At 62.3% G+C, this 14,786-nt stretch carries 17 protein-coding genes; 13 read left to right on the forward strand and 4 right to left on the reverse strand.

From position 1 onward, the window contains the following. Positions 1–44: 44 nt before the first annotated feature. Genes NR126_RS17805 through NR126_RS17815 form a run of 3 tightly spaced genes read right to left on the reverse strand, consistent with a single transcriptional unit; the run spans position 45 to position 1,597 of the window. Entirely contained in the window at positions 45–554 is a 510-nt protein-coding gene (locus NR126_RS17805) for an HIT family protein (RefSeq protein ID WP_256830750.1), read from the reverse strand. Continuing rightward, positions 555–1,067: a GNAT family N-acetyltransferase gene (locus NR126_RS17810; RefSeq protein WP_256830751.1), complete on the reverse strand. Its 513-nt coding sequence runs from the start codon at positions 1,065–1,067 to the stop codon at positions 555–557. It lies immediately after the preceding gene. Further along, positions 1,064–1,597 carry an AAA family ATPase gene (locus NR126_RS17815; RefSeq protein ID WP_027616233.1) on the reverse strand — a complete coding sequence of 178 codons (534 nt, stop codon included), beginning with the start codon at positions 1,595–1,597 and terminating at the stop codon, positions 1,064–1,066. The genes NR126_RS17810 and NR126_RS17815 overlap by 4 nt, the downstream gene beginning before the upstream one ends. Before the next feature lie 179 nt (positions 1,598–1,776). Here NR126_RS17815 and NR126_RS17820 point away from each other — a divergent pair, with 179 nt between their 5' ends. The 3 genes from NR126_RS17820 (at position 1,777) to NR126_RS17830 (ending at position 3,174) form a co-directional block, all read left to right on the forward strand. Continuing rightward, entirely contained in the window at positions 1,777–2,181 is a 405-nt protein-coding gene (locus NR126_RS17820) for a hypothetical protein (protein WP_027616234.1), read from the forward strand. Positions 2,182–2,238: 57 nt separating this feature from the next. Next, entirely contained in the window at positions 2,239–2,742 is a 504-nt protein-coding gene (locus NR126_RS17825; protein ID WP_027616235.1) for a VOC family protein, read from the forward strand. 81 nt (positions 2,743–2,823) lie between these two features. Further along, a complete protein-coding gene (locus tag NR126_RS17830) occupies positions 2,824–3,174 on the forward strand; it encodes a BON domain-containing protein (RefSeq protein WP_027616236.1) in 351 nt (116 codons plus the stop codon). A gap of 42 nt (positions 3,175–3,216) precedes the next feature. Here the strand turns inward: NR126_RS17830 and NR126_RS17835 are convergent, their stop codons facing one another. Next, positions 3,217–4,902, reverse strand: coding sequence for a sigma-54-dependent Fis family transcriptional regulator (locus tag NR126_RS17835; RefSeq protein WP_027616237.1), 1,686 nt, complete (start codon positions 4,900–4,902; stop codon positions 3,217–3,219). A gap of 361 nt (positions 4,903–5,263) precedes the next feature. Between NR126_RS17835 and NR126_RS17840 the strand changes: the two genes are divergently transcribed. The 10 genes from NR126_RS17840 to NR126_RS17885 all read left to right on the forward strand — a co-directional run bounded on the left by NR126_RS17840 (position 5,264) and on the right by NR126_RS17885 (position 14,760). Next, entirely contained in the window at positions 5,264–5,509 is a 246-nt protein-coding gene (locus NR126_RS17840; protein WP_027616239.1) for a phenol hydroxylase subunit, read from the forward strand. A 19-nt stretch (positions 5,510–5,528) separates the two neighbouring features. After that, positions 5,529–6,524, forward strand: a complete 996-nt coding sequence (locus NR126_RS17845) for an aromatic/alkene monooxygenase hydroxylase subunit beta (RefSeq protein WP_256830752.1) — start codon at positions 5,529–5,531, stop codon at positions 6,522–6,524. Then, positions 6,521–6,790 carry an MmoB/DmpM family protein gene (locus NR126_RS17850; RefSeq protein WP_027616241.1) on the forward strand — a complete coding sequence of 90 codons (270 nt, stop codon included), beginning with the start codon at positions 6,521–6,523 and terminating at the stop codon, positions 6,788–6,790. The genes NR126_RS17845 and NR126_RS17850 overlap by 4 nt, the downstream gene beginning before the upstream one ends. 33 nt (positions 6,791–6,823) lie before the next feature. After that, the gene (locus tag NR126_RS17855) at positions 6,824–8,338 is read left to right on the forward strand and encodes an aromatic/alkene/methane monooxygenase hydroxylase/oxygenase subunit alpha (protein ID WP_027616242.1); all 1,515 of its coding nucleotides are present in this window, start codon (positions 6,824–6,826) and stop codon (positions 8,336–8,338) included. A gap of 58 nt (positions 8,339–8,396) precedes the next feature. After that, on the forward strand, positions 8,397–8,756 hold the full coding sequence (locus NR126_RS17860; RefSeq protein ID WP_256830753.1) for a phenol hydroxylase subunit P4: 360 nt from the start codon (positions 8,397–8,399) through the stop codon (positions 8,754–8,756). Positions 8,757–8,766: 10 nt separating this feature from the next. Further along, positions 8,767–9,828: an NADH:ubiquinone reductase (Na(+)-transporting) subunit F gene (locus NR126_RS17865; protein WP_105755941.1), complete on the forward strand. Its 1,062-nt coding sequence runs from the start codon at positions 8,767–8,769 to the stop codon at positions 9,826–9,828. A 39-nt stretch (positions 9,829–9,867) separates the two neighbouring features. After that, the gene (locus NR126_RS17870) at positions 9,868–10,773 is read left to right on the forward strand and encodes a transporter (RefSeq protein WP_256830754.1); all 906 of its coding nucleotides are present in this window, start codon (positions 9,868–9,870) and stop codon (positions 10,771–10,773) included. A gap of 217 nt (positions 10,774–10,990) precedes the next feature. Beyond that, complete coding sequence (locus NR126_RS17875) at positions 10,991–11,986, forward strand: helix-turn-helix transcriptional regulator (RefSeq protein WP_027616246.1); 996 nt, start codon at positions 10,991–10,993, stop codon at positions 11,984–11,986. A 189-nt stretch (positions 11,987–12,175) separates the two neighbouring features. Further along, positions 12,176–13,918 carry an amidohydrolase gene (locus NR126_RS17880; protein ID WP_256830755.1) on the forward strand — a complete coding sequence of 581 codons (1,743 nt, stop codon included), beginning with the start codon at positions 12,176–12,178 and terminating at the stop codon, positions 13,916–13,918. A 101-nt stretch (positions 13,919–14,019) separates the two neighbouring features. Continuing rightward, the gene (locus tag NR126_RS17885) at positions 14,020–14,760 is read left to right on the forward strand and encodes a TorF family putative porin (RefSeq protein ID WP_027616248.1); all 741 of its coding nucleotides are present in this window, start codon (positions 14,020–14,022) and stop codon (positions 14,758–14,760) included. Positions 14,761–14,786 lie beyond the last annotated feature (26 nt).

A 14,786-nucleotide genomic window follows, 5' to 3' on the forward strand; every position in this document is an offset into this window, starting at 1 on the left:
TCGCAATTTCACATCTGATTCTGGATGTGTCAATTGCCAGGGGTTCATTCAATTAGGGGACTATTGCCGCCCCCCCGAAAAGCTCTCCGCAACCCTTCAATAACCTCCCCAATCGAAGGCCCTTCCACCGCCGGTGGCGTCGGACTCTCACCAAACTCGCGCCAGATAAACAACGTCAACTCCGCCCCATCAGTCAGCGGCTGGCCATCGGCGATCGAGCCGAAAGTCTGCAGCGTGCGATAACGCTGGTCCTTCCAGAACAGCGCCTCGACCCAGGCATAAACCGGAATGAAATGAAAATGAATCGCAAACCCCGGCTCATGACCAAAACGACTGATATACAGCCACTTCGGCTTCAGCTGGCTTTCCAGGATGTTCTGGGTCCGGGCCAGCAGACCACCCAGCTCAGCCAGGGCGTCGGCGGGCAGGTCGCTGAGTGACTGGACAGGGACTTTTGAACCAAGCATCAGATAACCAGGCAACGCGGACCCCATATGATGATTGAGGATCCAGTGAGCGGTCTCATGAATGATGAAGCGAGGCGGGATATCCATTCATTCGATCCCCTGTGTAACCAGATCAAGGCGATAATCGAGCAGGCTGCCGTCTTCGCGATCGAGCGCTTCACGCGTGAACCCGCAGCGTTCCAACACTTTCGCCGAGCCAAGGTTGCTGGCGTACACGCTGGCCACCAGTTCGCGCAATTTCCATTGGGTCTGCGCAACCCGTATCAGGTGCTCCAGCGCCCGTGTCGCCAGACCTTGGCCGCAGGCCTCCTCGGCGATCCGGTAGCCGACTTCGGCACGAAATCCGGCGCGGTCGATGTCCTTAAGATTGGCCCGGCCGATGATCCGGCCCTGCGGGTCTTCGATGACAAAGGGGTGCCAGTTGCCGGTGGCAAAGCCATTCAGAAAGGCGCTGATGTGCGTGGTGATGCCCTGCACCGAGTAGAACGCCGAGTCACGGGAGTCGATGTGGCGCTCGAACCAATCACGGTTTTCCAGCTCGAACGCCAGCAGCGCCTCGACGTCATCAGCTTGCAGCGTGCGAATGTTGATGGCCTTCATGAGCTGAGCACCACGCCGGCGGGCAGGGCACGCAGGAACCCGGCAATCTCGTCGCGGTTGCGCAAGTGGACCACCGGAACCTGCGGCGCGACCGCCAGTCGCACCGCGTCGATACCGGGACGAGTCACGCGATCGAAGTGCCAGACGTAGTGCAGGAACTTGAGGAACTCACGGTCGAGTTTTTCGCTGCAACCGTCCGGCTTATCCGCCCGTGGCCGGTTCAACACGCTGCGCAGGATGACCCGGCGCATGCAGGCGTGGCGCGGGGTGTCGAGCCAGATGATCAGGTCGGCGGCGGGCAGGCGCAGGTCGAAAGTCTTGCGCGAGTAGTTGCCTTCACAGACCCAGGCGTCGCCGGCCACGGCCTCGCGCACGCGCTGGCGAAACAGTGTGGTGTTGGCTTCGACCCAGTCGGGTTCCCAGAACAGTCGATCCAGATGCACCACCGGCACGCCCAGGCGCTGGCCGAGGGCGCGGGCCAATGTGGACTTGCCGCTGCCAGAGTTGCCCAGTATCACGATGCGTTGCATAAGCAGATCCCTTGCTCAAAACCGGCGAGTCTAAAGCATCTGCCCGACGGCCTGCGACTTGGGTCGTAGTGCGTTTGGCCCAAGCCCATTTTCTTTGGTCGCGAATCCTTGGTTAACGTTGGACGCCGGTTCACCCGGCTGCAATGCTTCGGACTCGCCCACGGAAAAGGAGTTCAGCCATGCTCGGTGTTTACGCTCAGTACAGCCAGCACTACATCACCACCCTGATGATCGTCACCACGCTGTTTTTTGCCTTGCCGATCTTTCTCGCGCCGATTGCCTGGGCGCGGATGATGGGCTGGACCATTCCCGAGCACCAGCACCTGGCAATCTACTTTGGCCGCTGCCTGGGGGCGTTCATTCTGGTGGTGGAAGTCACCATGCTGCGCTCGTCCACCACCGGCACCAGTTTCAGCTACGCCTTCGACATCCTTTTCGTGGTGTTCAGCCTGATGTTCGTGGTGCACGTCTACGGCGCGCTTAAACGTATCCAGCCGCTCAGCGAAACCCTGGAGATCGGCTTCTGGGCCGTGCTTTTGGTGCTGAATGTGCTGTTTTATCCCGCCACGACCATCACCCTCTAGGGCACCGGGTACAGGGTCTAGAATGAACGGGTCATTCCTTGATTGAGGAGCTTTGATATGGCCCGTAAAAACACGATCTGCCTGTGGTACGACAGCAACGCCCTGGAAGCCGCGACCTTCTACGCCAAGACCTTTGCCGACAGTGAAGTGCTCGCGGTGCACCGGGCGCCGGGGGATTACCCCTCGGGCAAACAGGGCGATGTGCTGACCGTCGAATTCACCGTGATGGGCATCCCCTGTCTGGGCCTGAACGGCGGGCCGGCGTTCAAGCACAGCGAGGCGTTTTCGTTCCAGGTGGCGACCGACGACCAGGCCGAGACGGACCGCCTGTGGCACGCGATCATCGACAACGGCGGGGCGCCCAGCGAGTGTGGCTGGTGCAAGGACAAGTGGGGGCTGTCGTGGCAGATCACCCCGCGGATGCTGATGGCGGCGATCAGCGATCCCGACCCGGCGGCGGCCCAGCGGGCCTTCAACGCGATGATGACCATGAGCAAGATCGACATCGCCACCATCGAGGCCGCGCTCAAGGGCGCAGTTGCACGCGAGGACTATACTTAATCAGTGTTGCCAGCGCTGTGGCGCGTACTCCACAGCTCTTTGACTCTCAGTACGCCAGGTCGAGCGACGGAGGGTTTTGTCATGAAGAACCACACCTTGCAGCATTTGTCCCAGGACCTGGGCATGGCGGTCCACGATACCTGGACCACCACCCGGGTGAAGTCGGCGCTGGCCATGGCCGATAAGGCGCTGAGCCTGCAGATCCACGTCAAGACCCACGCCGGCACGGTCACCTTGAGCGGCCGGGTCATGACCCATCGCCAATGCGAACGGGCCATCGAACTGGCCCGTAGCGTCCCTGGCGTCATGGCAGTCGATGCCCGGGACCTGCTGACCCACGTGTTCCATCCCGGCGACCTGCCCCAGGCGCCCGATGCCGAGGAAGCCAGCGAGTATCGCTCGCCGTTGTCGGGCAAGCAGGATGATCACTGACCGGCTGACCACCCCGAGCGGCGACGCGGCGATGTGCCACGCTCAGGATTTCGCGGTCTTCTTCAACCGATAAGCCAGCGCCGGCCGGGTCAAACCTAACAGGCGCGCGGCTTCTGAAACGTTCTGCTGGCTGCGTTGCATCGCGGCCTGGATCAGTGCGTCTTCCACCGAATCGAGGCTGATGCCGCTGCCGACGATCTGCTCGATCCAGCCGTTGGCGCTGCCTGGCAGGGATTCCACCAGGCGGCCGTCACTGGTCACGCTGATGCTTTCGAGCAATTCCGGGGAGTGGGGGAAGAGGGCGTCGACGGCGATACTCTGGTTTTCGTCGGTGATGATCACCCCGCGTTCCATCAGGTTTTCCAGTTCGCGGATGTTGCCCGGCCAGGGATAGTTCAGACAGACCTCCAACGCCCGGTCGGAGAGGCCGAGGGTTTTTTTGTTGTAGCTGGCGTGGAGCTTTTCCAGGAAGTGTTCGATCAGCAGCGGGATGTCCTCGCGGCGCTCGCGCAGGGCCGGGATGCGCACTGGAAAGACGTTCAGGCGATAGAACAGGTCCGCGCGGAAACGTCCCTCGCGCACGGCTGTTTCCAGGTCTTCATGGGTGGCGGCAATCACCCGCACGTTGACCTGGCGGGTCTGCGAATCGCCGACCCGTTCCAGCTCCTGTTCCTGTAGAACTCGCAGCAGGGAGGCCTGGGCGCGTGGGGTTAGTTCGATGATTTCATCGAGGAACAGAGTGCCGCCGTTGGCCCGTTCGAAGCGGCCCATGCGCGACTGTTGGGCGCCGGTGTAGGCACCTTTTTCCACGCCGAACAGCTCGGCCTCGATCAGGTCGGCGGGGATCGCCGCGCAGTTCAGGGCGATGAACGGGCCGCCGGCGCGTTCGCTGCGCAAGTGCAGGCTGCGGGCGATGACTTCCTTGCCGACCCCGGTCTCGCCCAGCAGCAACACCGAAGCTTTGCCGGCAGCCACCTTGTCGATCAGGCCGCAGGTCTTGCGGTAGATCGCCGACTGGCCGATGCCGTAGAACTTGCCGGCCTCGAGCTGCAGGCGCTGGCGCATGTTCGCCACCTGCACCTGCAGCGCCTGCAACTCATCGATGATCGGGTCGCTCTGGAAGTAGCGCATGATCTCGTCGGCGTCCTCCCACTGTTCCGCCGGCTTGCCGATGATCCGGCACTGCGCGTCGCCGCAGCCACGGCAACTGACTTCCTTGTAGATGATCTGCCGGCCGAGGAAAAACGAGCTGTAGCTGATGGCATAGCCGAGCAACATCCAGCACACCGGCTGCTCGGAATGCAGGTTTTCACTGTGGCAGTTCTCCACTTCGAAGGAGTCCTGCCATTCGATGTCGGCATAGAACTGGCCGTTTTCCAGGTCGATGTCGATGGCTTGCGGACGCACATTGACCATGCCCTTGAGCGAGTGCAATTGCGGGCCGGTGAAGAACATCTCGACGTCACTGCCGTGGGGCCGCAGCTTGCGCGCCAGCTCGGCGTCCTTGAGCCCGGACTGGTAGCCGAGGCGCAGGAAAAAGCCCTTGGCGCGTTCGACGCCGAGCATCTCGATCAGCTCGCGGCGACACGAAGCCATCATCGAGACCTGAACCAGCAACATGCGCTGCTCGTCGAGCCAGATCTTGCCCTCTGTCCCTAGAAAGCGAACCTGGTCGGTCAGGTCCTTGAGCGCGGGCGGGCGCTGCGAGGCCTTGTAAGTGGTGATCATGCAGGTGCGCCCCTGATTGTAGTTATGTGGGGTTTGACGCGTTCCGCCCAGGCGGTGGCGGAGTTTTTTTATCAGTCACCGCGAGCGGTTTTTTACAGCAAGGCGCGCTCGGGTTTCCTTTTTCTAAGGCGCCTGAAAGCGCGCCGAAAGTCAATCTCGGCGTCATTGCTCATTTGCTCAATCGACCGGTCGCGGGTTGAGCAAATGATCAAATCCAGCGGGACGGTGGCCGGTCTGTCAGACGTCAAGGAAGTCGAAGGTTTCAGTTAACTATCTGTTTCTAAACAATTAATTTAAAAAAATAAGACCTTGGCACCCTTGTTGCTCTAGCCCCTGGTACCTCACCTGGGAGTTTTCGAGCATGACTGACACCGGCACCCCCTTCGACCAACTGCCGCGCTACGTCCGGGTACGCAGCGAGCCGGACGCGACCTTTGTCGAATTCGATTTCGCCATCGGCTACCCGGAGTTGTTCGTCGAGCTCGTGCTGCCCCGGCAGGCCTTCGAGCAGTTTTGCCAACACAACCACGTTCGGCACATGGATGCCGCCATGGCCCAGGCCGTGGACGACGACATGCACAAGTGGCGTTACGGCGACAGCCAATAACAACAACAGGACGCAAGCGATGAACATCGAAATCAAGACCACCAGCGTCGAGCCGATCCGGCACACGTTCAGCCACACCCGTCGGCGCTTCGGCGACAAACCGGCGAGCCGTTACCAGGAAGCCAGTTTCGACCTCGAATCGGCGCGCAATTTTCACTACCGCCCGCTGTGGCAGCCGGACAAGTTGCTCAACGATCCGAGCCGTACCGCCGTGGTCATGGCCGACTGGTATACGGTCAGCGACCCGCGCCAGTTCTACTACGGCCCCTATGTGCAGACCCGGGCGAAGATGCAGGAGAACGCCGAACACGACTTCGTATTCTGCGAGAAACGCAACCTGCTGGCTGGCCTCGACCCGCACAGCCGCGAGCAGATCGCCCGCCTGCTGTTGCCGCTGCGCCACGCCGAGATGGGCGCCAACATGAACAACAGCGGGATCGCCGCTGATGGCTTCGGCACCAGCGTGACCCAGATGCACATGTTCCACGCCATGGACCGCCTGGCGATCGCCCAGCACCTGTCGCGCATCGGCCTGATGCTGGAAGACGACGGCTTGGCGCTGCTGGCCCAGGCCAAACAGCAATGGCTCGAAGACCCGGCCTGGCAGGGCGTGCGCCGTTACGTTGAAGACAGCCTGGTGATCAAGGACTGGTTTGAACTGACCCTGGCGCAGAACCTGGTCAGCGACGGCCTCTTGTACCCGCTGCTGTTCGGCAAATTCGACGAACAACTGAGCGCCGCCGGCCACGGCCAGGTCGGCATGCTCACCGAGTTCATGCGCCTGTGGTTCGGCGAAACCCAGCGTTGGGTCGACGCCCTGGTCAAGACCGTGGCGGCAGAAAGCCCGGCCAACCGCGAGTTGCTCGAACGCTGGATCGCCACCTGGCGCGGCCGCGCCCTTGAAGCCTTGGCGCCGCTGGCAGCCATCGGTCCGGGTCACGAGGCCCTGCAAGCCGTGGACAACGAGTTCGGCTCCCGCCTGAAAAAGCTCGGCCTGACAGGAGCAGCAGCATGACCTCCCTCGTCTACATCGCCTTCCAGGACAACGACAACGCGCGCTACATCGTCGAAGCCATCACCGAGGACAACCCCCATGCCGAGGTCCAGTACCAGCCGGCGATGATCCGCGTGCAGGCCGAGCAACGCCTTGAAATCCAGCGCGCCACGGTCGAGGAAAAAATCGGCCGGACCTGGGACGTGCAGGAAATGCTGATCGACGTCATCACCCTGGGCGGCAACGTCGAGGAAGACGAGGACAGCTTCACCCTGCACTGGAACTGACTCTACAACGACAAGAATAGGAGTGCCGCCACCATGGCCGCGAAACGCCTGAACCAGAAAGAAAAATACCGCTGCATGACCCGCGACCTGGGCTGGGAGCCGAGCTACCAGAGCAAGGAAGACATCTTCCCCTACGAGCGCTTCGAGGGGATCAAGATCACCGACTGGGATAAGTGGGAAGACCCGTTCCGCCTGACCATGGATGCCTACTGGAAGTACCAGGCTGAGAAGGAGAAAAAGCTCTACGCGATCCTCGACGCCTTCTCGCAGAACAATGGCCACACCAACATCTCCGATGCCCGTTATGTCAACGCGCTGAAGCTGTTCCTCTCCGGCGTCACACCATTGGAATATCAGGCCTACCAGGGGTTTGCCCGGGTCGGCCGGCACTTCGGCGGCGCCGGCGCGCGGGTGGCGTGCCAGATGCAGGCGATCGACGAACTGCGCCATGTGCAGACCCAGATCCACGCCATGAGTCATTACAACAAGCACTTCAACGGCCTGCACGACTTCGCCCACATGCACGACCGCGTGTGGTTTCTTTCGGTGCCCAAGTCGTTCTTCGAGGACGCCCGCAGTGCCGGGCCGTTTGAATTTCTCACGGCAATTTCGTTCTCGTTCGAGTACGTGCTGACCAACCTGCTGTTCGTACCGTTCATGTCCGGCGCCGCGTTCAACGGCGACATGGCCACGGTCACCTTCGGTTTCTCGGCGCAGTCCGATGAGGCCCGGCACATGACCCTCGGCCTGGAAGTGATCAAGTTCATGCTCGAACAGCATGAGGACAACGTGCCGATCATCCAGCGCTGGATCGACAAGTGGTTCTGGCGCGGCTACCGCCTGCTGACCCTGGTCGGGATGATGATGGACTACATGCTGCCGAACAAAGTCATGTCCTGGGCCGAGGCCTGGAAAGTCTATTTCGAAGACGCCGGCGGCGCGCTGTTCAAGGACCTGGAACGTTATGGCATCCGTCCGCCGAAGTACGTCGAGCAGGCGCAGATCGGCAAGGATCACATCAGCCACCAGGCCTGGTCGATCTTCTACCAGTACAGCCAGGCCACCAACTTCCACACCTGGATGCCCACCGACGAAGAGCTGGACTGGCTGTCGGCCAAGTACCCGGACACCTTCGACGCGGTCTATCGGCCGCGCTACGAACACTGGCGTGCCTTGCAGGAGAAGGGCGAGCGTTTCTACAACCCGAGCCTGCCGATGCTGTGCCAGATCTGCCAGATCCCGCTGGCGTTCACCGAGCCGGATGACCCGACCACCCTCAGCCATCGCAGCCATGAGCATGAGGGCGAGCGCTACCACTTCTGCTCCGACGGCTGCTGCGAGATTTTCCAGTACGAGCCCATGAAGTACATCCAGGCCTGGCTGCCGGTGCACCAGATCCTCCAGGGCAACTGCGGCGGTGCCGACGTCGAGGCGGTGGTGCGCGACTACTACAACATCAACCCCGGGCAGGACAATTTCGAATACCAGGACTCGCCCGAGCATCAGCGCTGGCAAGCCTGGCACCCGCAGACCAAGGCCCCGGCCTGACGGAACGCCGCCTGCGTGGCGGCTTCCCCTCCACCGACAATAACAAGGAAAATTCATCATGCCCGTGACTGCCATTGGCGCGTACAGCGCCCAACCGCTGGACAGCCAGCAACACTTCAACGGCGCGCAACTGGTGTACCTGGGCTGGGACCGGCACCTGATGTTCTGCGCACCCTTTACCTTCCCGTTGCCGCCGGACATGGCCTTCGCCGACTTCCTCGAGCAGGTGGTCAAGCCAGCCATCGCCCCGCACCCGGACGCCCGTCAGGTGAACTTCGCCGAGGCCCGCTGGCGCCTCGACGGCCAGCCGTTCACCCCCGAGCTGCAGCTGAACCTGATCGCCAACGGCATTGCTCACAAGAGCCTGCTCAACCTGGTCACCCCCGGCCTGAATGGGCTGGCCGGCAGCAGCAACTGAGGACAGGATCATGAGCTATCTGGTAACCATCGAACCCACCGGCGAGCAGATTGAAGTGTCGCCGGGCCAGACCATTCTCCAGGCTGCGTTGCGCCAGGGCGTGTGGCTGCCGTTTGCCTGCGGCCACGGCACCTGCGCCACCTGCAAGGTCCAGGTGCTGGAAGGCGAGGTCGATATCGGCGCCGCCTCGACCTTTGCCCTGATGGACATGGAGCGCGAGGAGGGCAAGATCCTCGCCTGCTGCGCCATGCCCACCAGCGATCTGGTGATCGAGGCCGACATCGACGTCGATCCGGATTTCCAGGCTTTTCCGGTGGAGGACTATCGCGCGGTGGTCAGCCAACTGGTCGACCTGTCGCCAACCATCAAGGGCGTGCACCTCAAGCTGGATCGGCCCATGGCGTTCCAGGCCGGGCAATACATCAACCTGCAATTGCCGGGCATCGAGGGCACCCGGGCGTTCTCCCTGGCCAATCCGCCGAGCCGGGCCGACGAGCTGGAGTTGCATGTGCGGCTGGTGGAGGGCGGGTTGGTCACCGGGCATATCCATCAGGCGCTCAAGGTCGGCGACGGGCTGGAATTGTCGGGGCCGTATGGGCAGTTCTTCGTGCGCGGCTCGCAACCGGGCGGGTTGATTTTCATCGCTGGCGGTTCGGGGCTGTCCAGCCCGCAGTCGATGATTGTCGATTTGCTGGAGCAGGGCGATGAGCGGCCGATGGTGCTGTTCCAGGGCGCGCGCAATCGCGCCGAACTGTACAACCACGGATTGTTCGAGGAACTCGCGCTGCGCCACAGCAACTTCCGCTATGTGCCGGCCCTGAGCCAGGCCGCGGATGACGAGGCTTGGCAGGGCTTTCGCGGCTACGTGCACGATGCGGCGAAACAGCACTTCGACGCCCGCTTCAGCGCCAACAAGGCCTACCTGTGCGGGCCGCCGCCAATGATCGACGCGGCGATCACCTGCCTGATGCAGGGCCGGCTGTTCGAGCGCGACATCTTCATGGAGCGCTTCTACAGCGCCGCCGATGGCGCCGCTGATGGACAACGTTCGGCCCTGTTCAAACGCATCTGACTAGTCGTTACCACCGATAACAACAATAAAGGTTGAACCATGATTCGCAGACCGCAAAACACTCTTCTCAGCGCTGTCGCCTTGATCGGCCTCGGCGCGAGCCTGCCCGGTGTGAGCCAGGCCACCGAAGGCGGCGGCACCTCCTACCCGTTGGGCGCGGAGAACTACCTGTCCGGGGCCATGCCGCCACCGGGCGTCTATGGGCAGTTGTTCGTCAATCACTACGAGGCCGACAACGTGCGCGGCAACGATGGCGACAAGCTGCCGGTGGATTTTCGCGTGCGCGCCAACGCGATCACCCCACGGCTGATCTGGGTCAGCGACTACAGCCTGTTCGGCGCCAGCGTCGCGCTGCATGCCATCGTGCCGCTGGTGGACCTCAAGGTCGAACTCAATGGCCAGTCGCAAAGCAAGCAGGGCCTGGGGGATATCATCTTCGGCCCGGCGTTGGGTTTTCATCACAGCGAGAAATTCCACAGCACCCTCGCCTTGGACATGATCGCCCCCAGTGGTCGCTACGACCGCGATGACCTGGCCAATACCGGGCGCAATTACTGGGTGATCGAGCCGGTCTATGCCATGTCCTATATCGATCCGAACGGGCTGAACCTCGACGCCAAGTTGATGTACGACTTCAATCGCGAAAACCCGGCGACCGACTACCGCTCCGGGCAGGAGTTCCATGTCGACTACGCCCTGGGTTGGGGGCTGGGCAATGGCTGGGTGCTGGGCATCGGCGGTTATTACTACCGCCAGACCACCGACGACCGCCAGGATGGCGAACGGATTGCCGACAACAAAGGCAGGGCGCTGGCCATCGGCCCTTCGGTCAAATACAGCGGCACCAACGGCTGGTTCGTCACCGCCAAGTGGGAGCAGGAAACCCAGGTGCGCAACCGGGCGCAGGGGGATGCGTATTGGGTGAAGCTGACGGTGCCGTTCTAGGCGTGACAACCATTGCCGACAACCTGTAGGAGCGAGCCTGCTCGCGATGACGGCGGCACATCCATAACTCCTGAGACTGACACACCGCTATCGCGAGCAGGCTCGCTCCTACAAGGGGTGAGGGGGATTACAAGATTCGGCCACAAGTGGACGTCCCCGCCGCGCCTGTGGCATGGTCGCGTGATAAAAATATCTAACAGCGGTCGAGGTTGCGGCAATGGCGGTGGGTGAGGCGGGTGCGGCGCAGATATCGATGGCAACGCTTGCGGCGTTCAATCGCTGTCTTTTGCAGTTGGCGCGGGTGGCTCGTGAGCGAGGCGGGTCGCATTTCATCGCCGAGGGCTTGCAGGAATTTCGCCAGTTGGTGCCGTTCGCCTCTGCCTGGTGGGGCGAAATGTCGGCCTCGGACGCCAGCGCGCCGCCACTGAACTGGATGCACGGGCGCATTGATCTGCCGGACTCCTTTGTCAGCGAATGGCGCGAGGTGGCGGGGCTCGACTGTTTCGCCCATGACAGCTTTACCCGTCTGGGCGAGGTCATGCGCGACAGCGAGTTCACCGACCCCAACGAACCGGTCAACGTATTCGCCCGACGCCATGACCTTTACCACCTGATGAACATCACCTTCGAACTGCCGGAAAGCGGTTTGTATTTCTTCGTCTGCCTGTACCGGGGCGTCGACGGCGCGTTGTTCTGCGACCAGGACGCCGCCTTGTTCTCGGCGTTTTGCGAGCACTTGCTGCAACTCTGGCGCTTCCAGGTACAGGACATGATCCGCCTCGACACCGGCGACGGCGCCAGCGATTTCGGCGTGGCACGCCAGGACGGCAGCCTGCTGTATGTGGGCGCGCGGCTGTGCGCGGCGATCGAACGGGAAGTGCCGGGCTGGAATGGCTCGCTGCTGCCGCCGGAAGTGATCGCGCAACTGCCCGCAGTGCCCTGCGTGATGCGCCTGGGACGTGTGGCCCTGACCCTGAGCCCGAATGCCGAGCACGTCATTCTGTCCCTCGAAGCACCCCCGCCCGGCGTGGTCCTGGCGCCCCGGGAACGCACGGCGGCGATGCTGTTTGCAGCCGGGCACTCGTACAAGGAAATCGCCAAAATCCTCACCCTGAGTCCGGCGACGGTGCGCACTTATTTGCGCAATTGCTATGTGCAGTTGGGGGTCAAGAGCAAGGTTGAGCTGGGCTCGGCGCTGCGCGGGAATTCCTGAAAACCGTACCCCCCCCCCTGTAGGAGCAGCCCGGGCGGCGCTCCTACAGTTCAGGTCTGTGTTGATCATCGATTTACCCCAGACCCTCCTCATCTGCAGAGGTCCGCTTTGCCCTCATGTTCGCTAGGGTGTGCCTGCCTGGGTAAGCGGCATTGGCCGAACGCCCGATAACAACAAGAGAGCGCAGCGATGCAACGATTCATTCCCAACCTGATGGCGGCCGCACTGGCGTTGGCCGCCGTTCCGGCGATGGCCGCCGCCGACCTGGTGCTGTTCAACGGCAAGGTCTACACCGCCGAACCCGGCCAGGCGCTGGTGCAGGCCGTGGCCGTGCAGGACGGCAAGATCCTCAAGGTCGGCAGCGATGCGCAAATCACCGCCCTGGCGGATGCCAAGACCCAACGCATCGACCTCGCCGGCAAGGTGCTGATGCCCGGCCTGATCGACACCCACAGCCATCCGGTGGTTGCCGCCTACGACAGCATGGGCGCCAATTTGCAGGACGAAGTCATGCCGGTGGCCGAACTGGAGAAGTGGATCATTGAGCAGGATAAGGCCGGACGCGCCAGGGCAGGGGAGGTGATCAGCATCGCCGGGACCAGTTCAGCCTACTGGGAAAAGTCCCGCGAACTGGGCCAGCGCTTCAATCAGGGCCGTTGGGCCGATGAGCCCATCGTACTCAGCGGCATTGACGGCCACACCGGCTGGGCCAACAACGCCATGCTCAAGCGCCTGAAGATCGACGCTGCGCTGGTCAAGGGGCTGTCGGAGCAGGACCGCAGCTTTGTCGGGCATGAAGCGGACTTCACTCCCACCGGCTACTTTGCCGAGTCGCGCTGGGACATCGTGCGCGGCGCAATTCCCGCCCCGAGCAAGGAAACCATGCTGCAAGCCGCCCGCGAAGCGGTCCGGGTCAACAACCAATATGGCGTGACCGCCTGGATGGATGCCGCGGCGAACGCCGGCAGCGAAGATTCGCTGTTCGACTTCAGGGCTGGTCCGGACAGCGTCGGCGTGTTGCCGCTCTATCAGGCGCTGGCGCAGAAAGGCGAGCTTAACGCCCACGTCGCCGCCTTGCTGCTGACCAATCCGAAGAGCCAACCCAAGGACCTGGACGTCGTGGCCAAGGTCATGCAGCAGTTCCAGGGCGTGCCCAACCTGACCTTCCCCGGGATCAAGATCTTTGCCGACGGCATCCTCGAATTCCCCGGCCAGACCGCAGCGGTCATCGTACCGTTCAAGAACAGCAACAAGAACGGCCAGTTGCTGATCGACCCGGCGCACTTCGGCGAGTTGGTGGTGGCGGCGGAAAAACGCGGCTGGATCGTCCACACTCACGCGGTCGGCGACCGTGCGGTGCGCGAGGTGCTGAACGGCGTCGAATACGCGCGCAAACTCAGCCCGACCCCCGTGCCCCACAGCATCGCCCACTTGCAACTGGTCAACCCCAAGGAGTTCCCGCGCTTCAAGCAACTGGGGGTCATCGCTTCGATGCAACTGCTGTGGGCCACTGGCGAAAGCTACACCGTCGAACTGGTCAAGCCGTACATCAGCGCGTTCGCCTATGGCTACCAGTACCCGGCCCGGTCGCTGCATGACGCCGGTGCGACCATCGCCGGCGGCAGCGACTGGCCGGTGTCGAGTCCTAACCCGTTCAATGCAATCGCCCAGGCCAGCACCCGCAAGGGCCCACTCGGTGTGTTGAATGCCCAGGAAAGCCTCGATCGCCAGAGCATGTTCCAGGCCTACACCCTCAACGCCGCCAAGACCTTGCGCCTGGAACAGCAGATCGGTTCGCTGGCACCGGGCAAACAGGCTGACCTGATCATCCTCGACCGCGACGTGTTCAAGGTCAGCGACGACGAACTGTTCGAAACCCAGGTGCTCAAGACCTTCTTCGCCGGCAAGCAGGTCTACGCCCCAGCCTCCTGATCACGCCATCGCTGCATCTCGTCCGGGCCCCGTGCAACACGCGGGGGCCGGCAACGCCGTGCCCGCAATTACCCGCACACACATAACAACAAGGGTTCCCCATGAAAGCATTCTCGGTCCTGACCTTGGTCGGTTGCGTTCTCGCGCCCCTGACTTCTCAAGCGGTGACGCTCAACGACGATTTCAACCTCGACATGATCGTCACCGCCACCAGTGACTATCGCTCCCGTGGCATCTCGCAAAGCCTCGGCGATCCGGCGGCGCAATTCGGCGCGACCCTGACCCACAGCAGCGGCCTGTATGTCGGCGCCTGGACCTCCAGCGTGGACTTCGGCGATGACTTCAAGACCCGCCAGGAACTGGAGTACTACGCCGGCTATTTCTGGCAGGCCACGGACGCCATCAGCCTGGACCTGGGCTACATCAAGTACGACTATCCCAAGGAAGCCCAATTCAACCTCAGCGAGGTCTACGCGATTCTCGATCTGTACGGCGTGAAGCTCGGCACCTATTACTCCAGCGACACGCCCAATGTGTTTGGCGAGGACCAGGACACCTTCTACGCCTACCTCGGCTACACCCTGTCCTTGCCCGCCGAGTTTGGCCTCGACCTGCGGGTCGGCCGCAATGACGTCAAAGACGAAGCTTTCGTCTCGCCCAACGGCGACAGTCGTTCCACCTACTACGAGTGGGAAGCCAAGCTCACTCGGGACTTTCTCGGGGTCAACTGGGGGCTGAGCTACATCGACACCAACCTGAAAAAAAGCGAATGTGCCAACTGGTACGGCTTCGACGACCTGTGCTCGGCGACCGTCGTGGTCAGCGCCAGCAAGGCGTTTTAACGCCGCCTGCGGTCCACCAAAACAAT

It is taken from the genome of Pseudomonas sp. Pse1 (assembly GCF_024519635.1).
In the GTDB taxonomy this organism is placed as follows: Bacteria; Pseudomonadota; Gammaproteobacteria; order Pseudomonadales; family Pseudomonadaceae; genus Aquipseudomonas.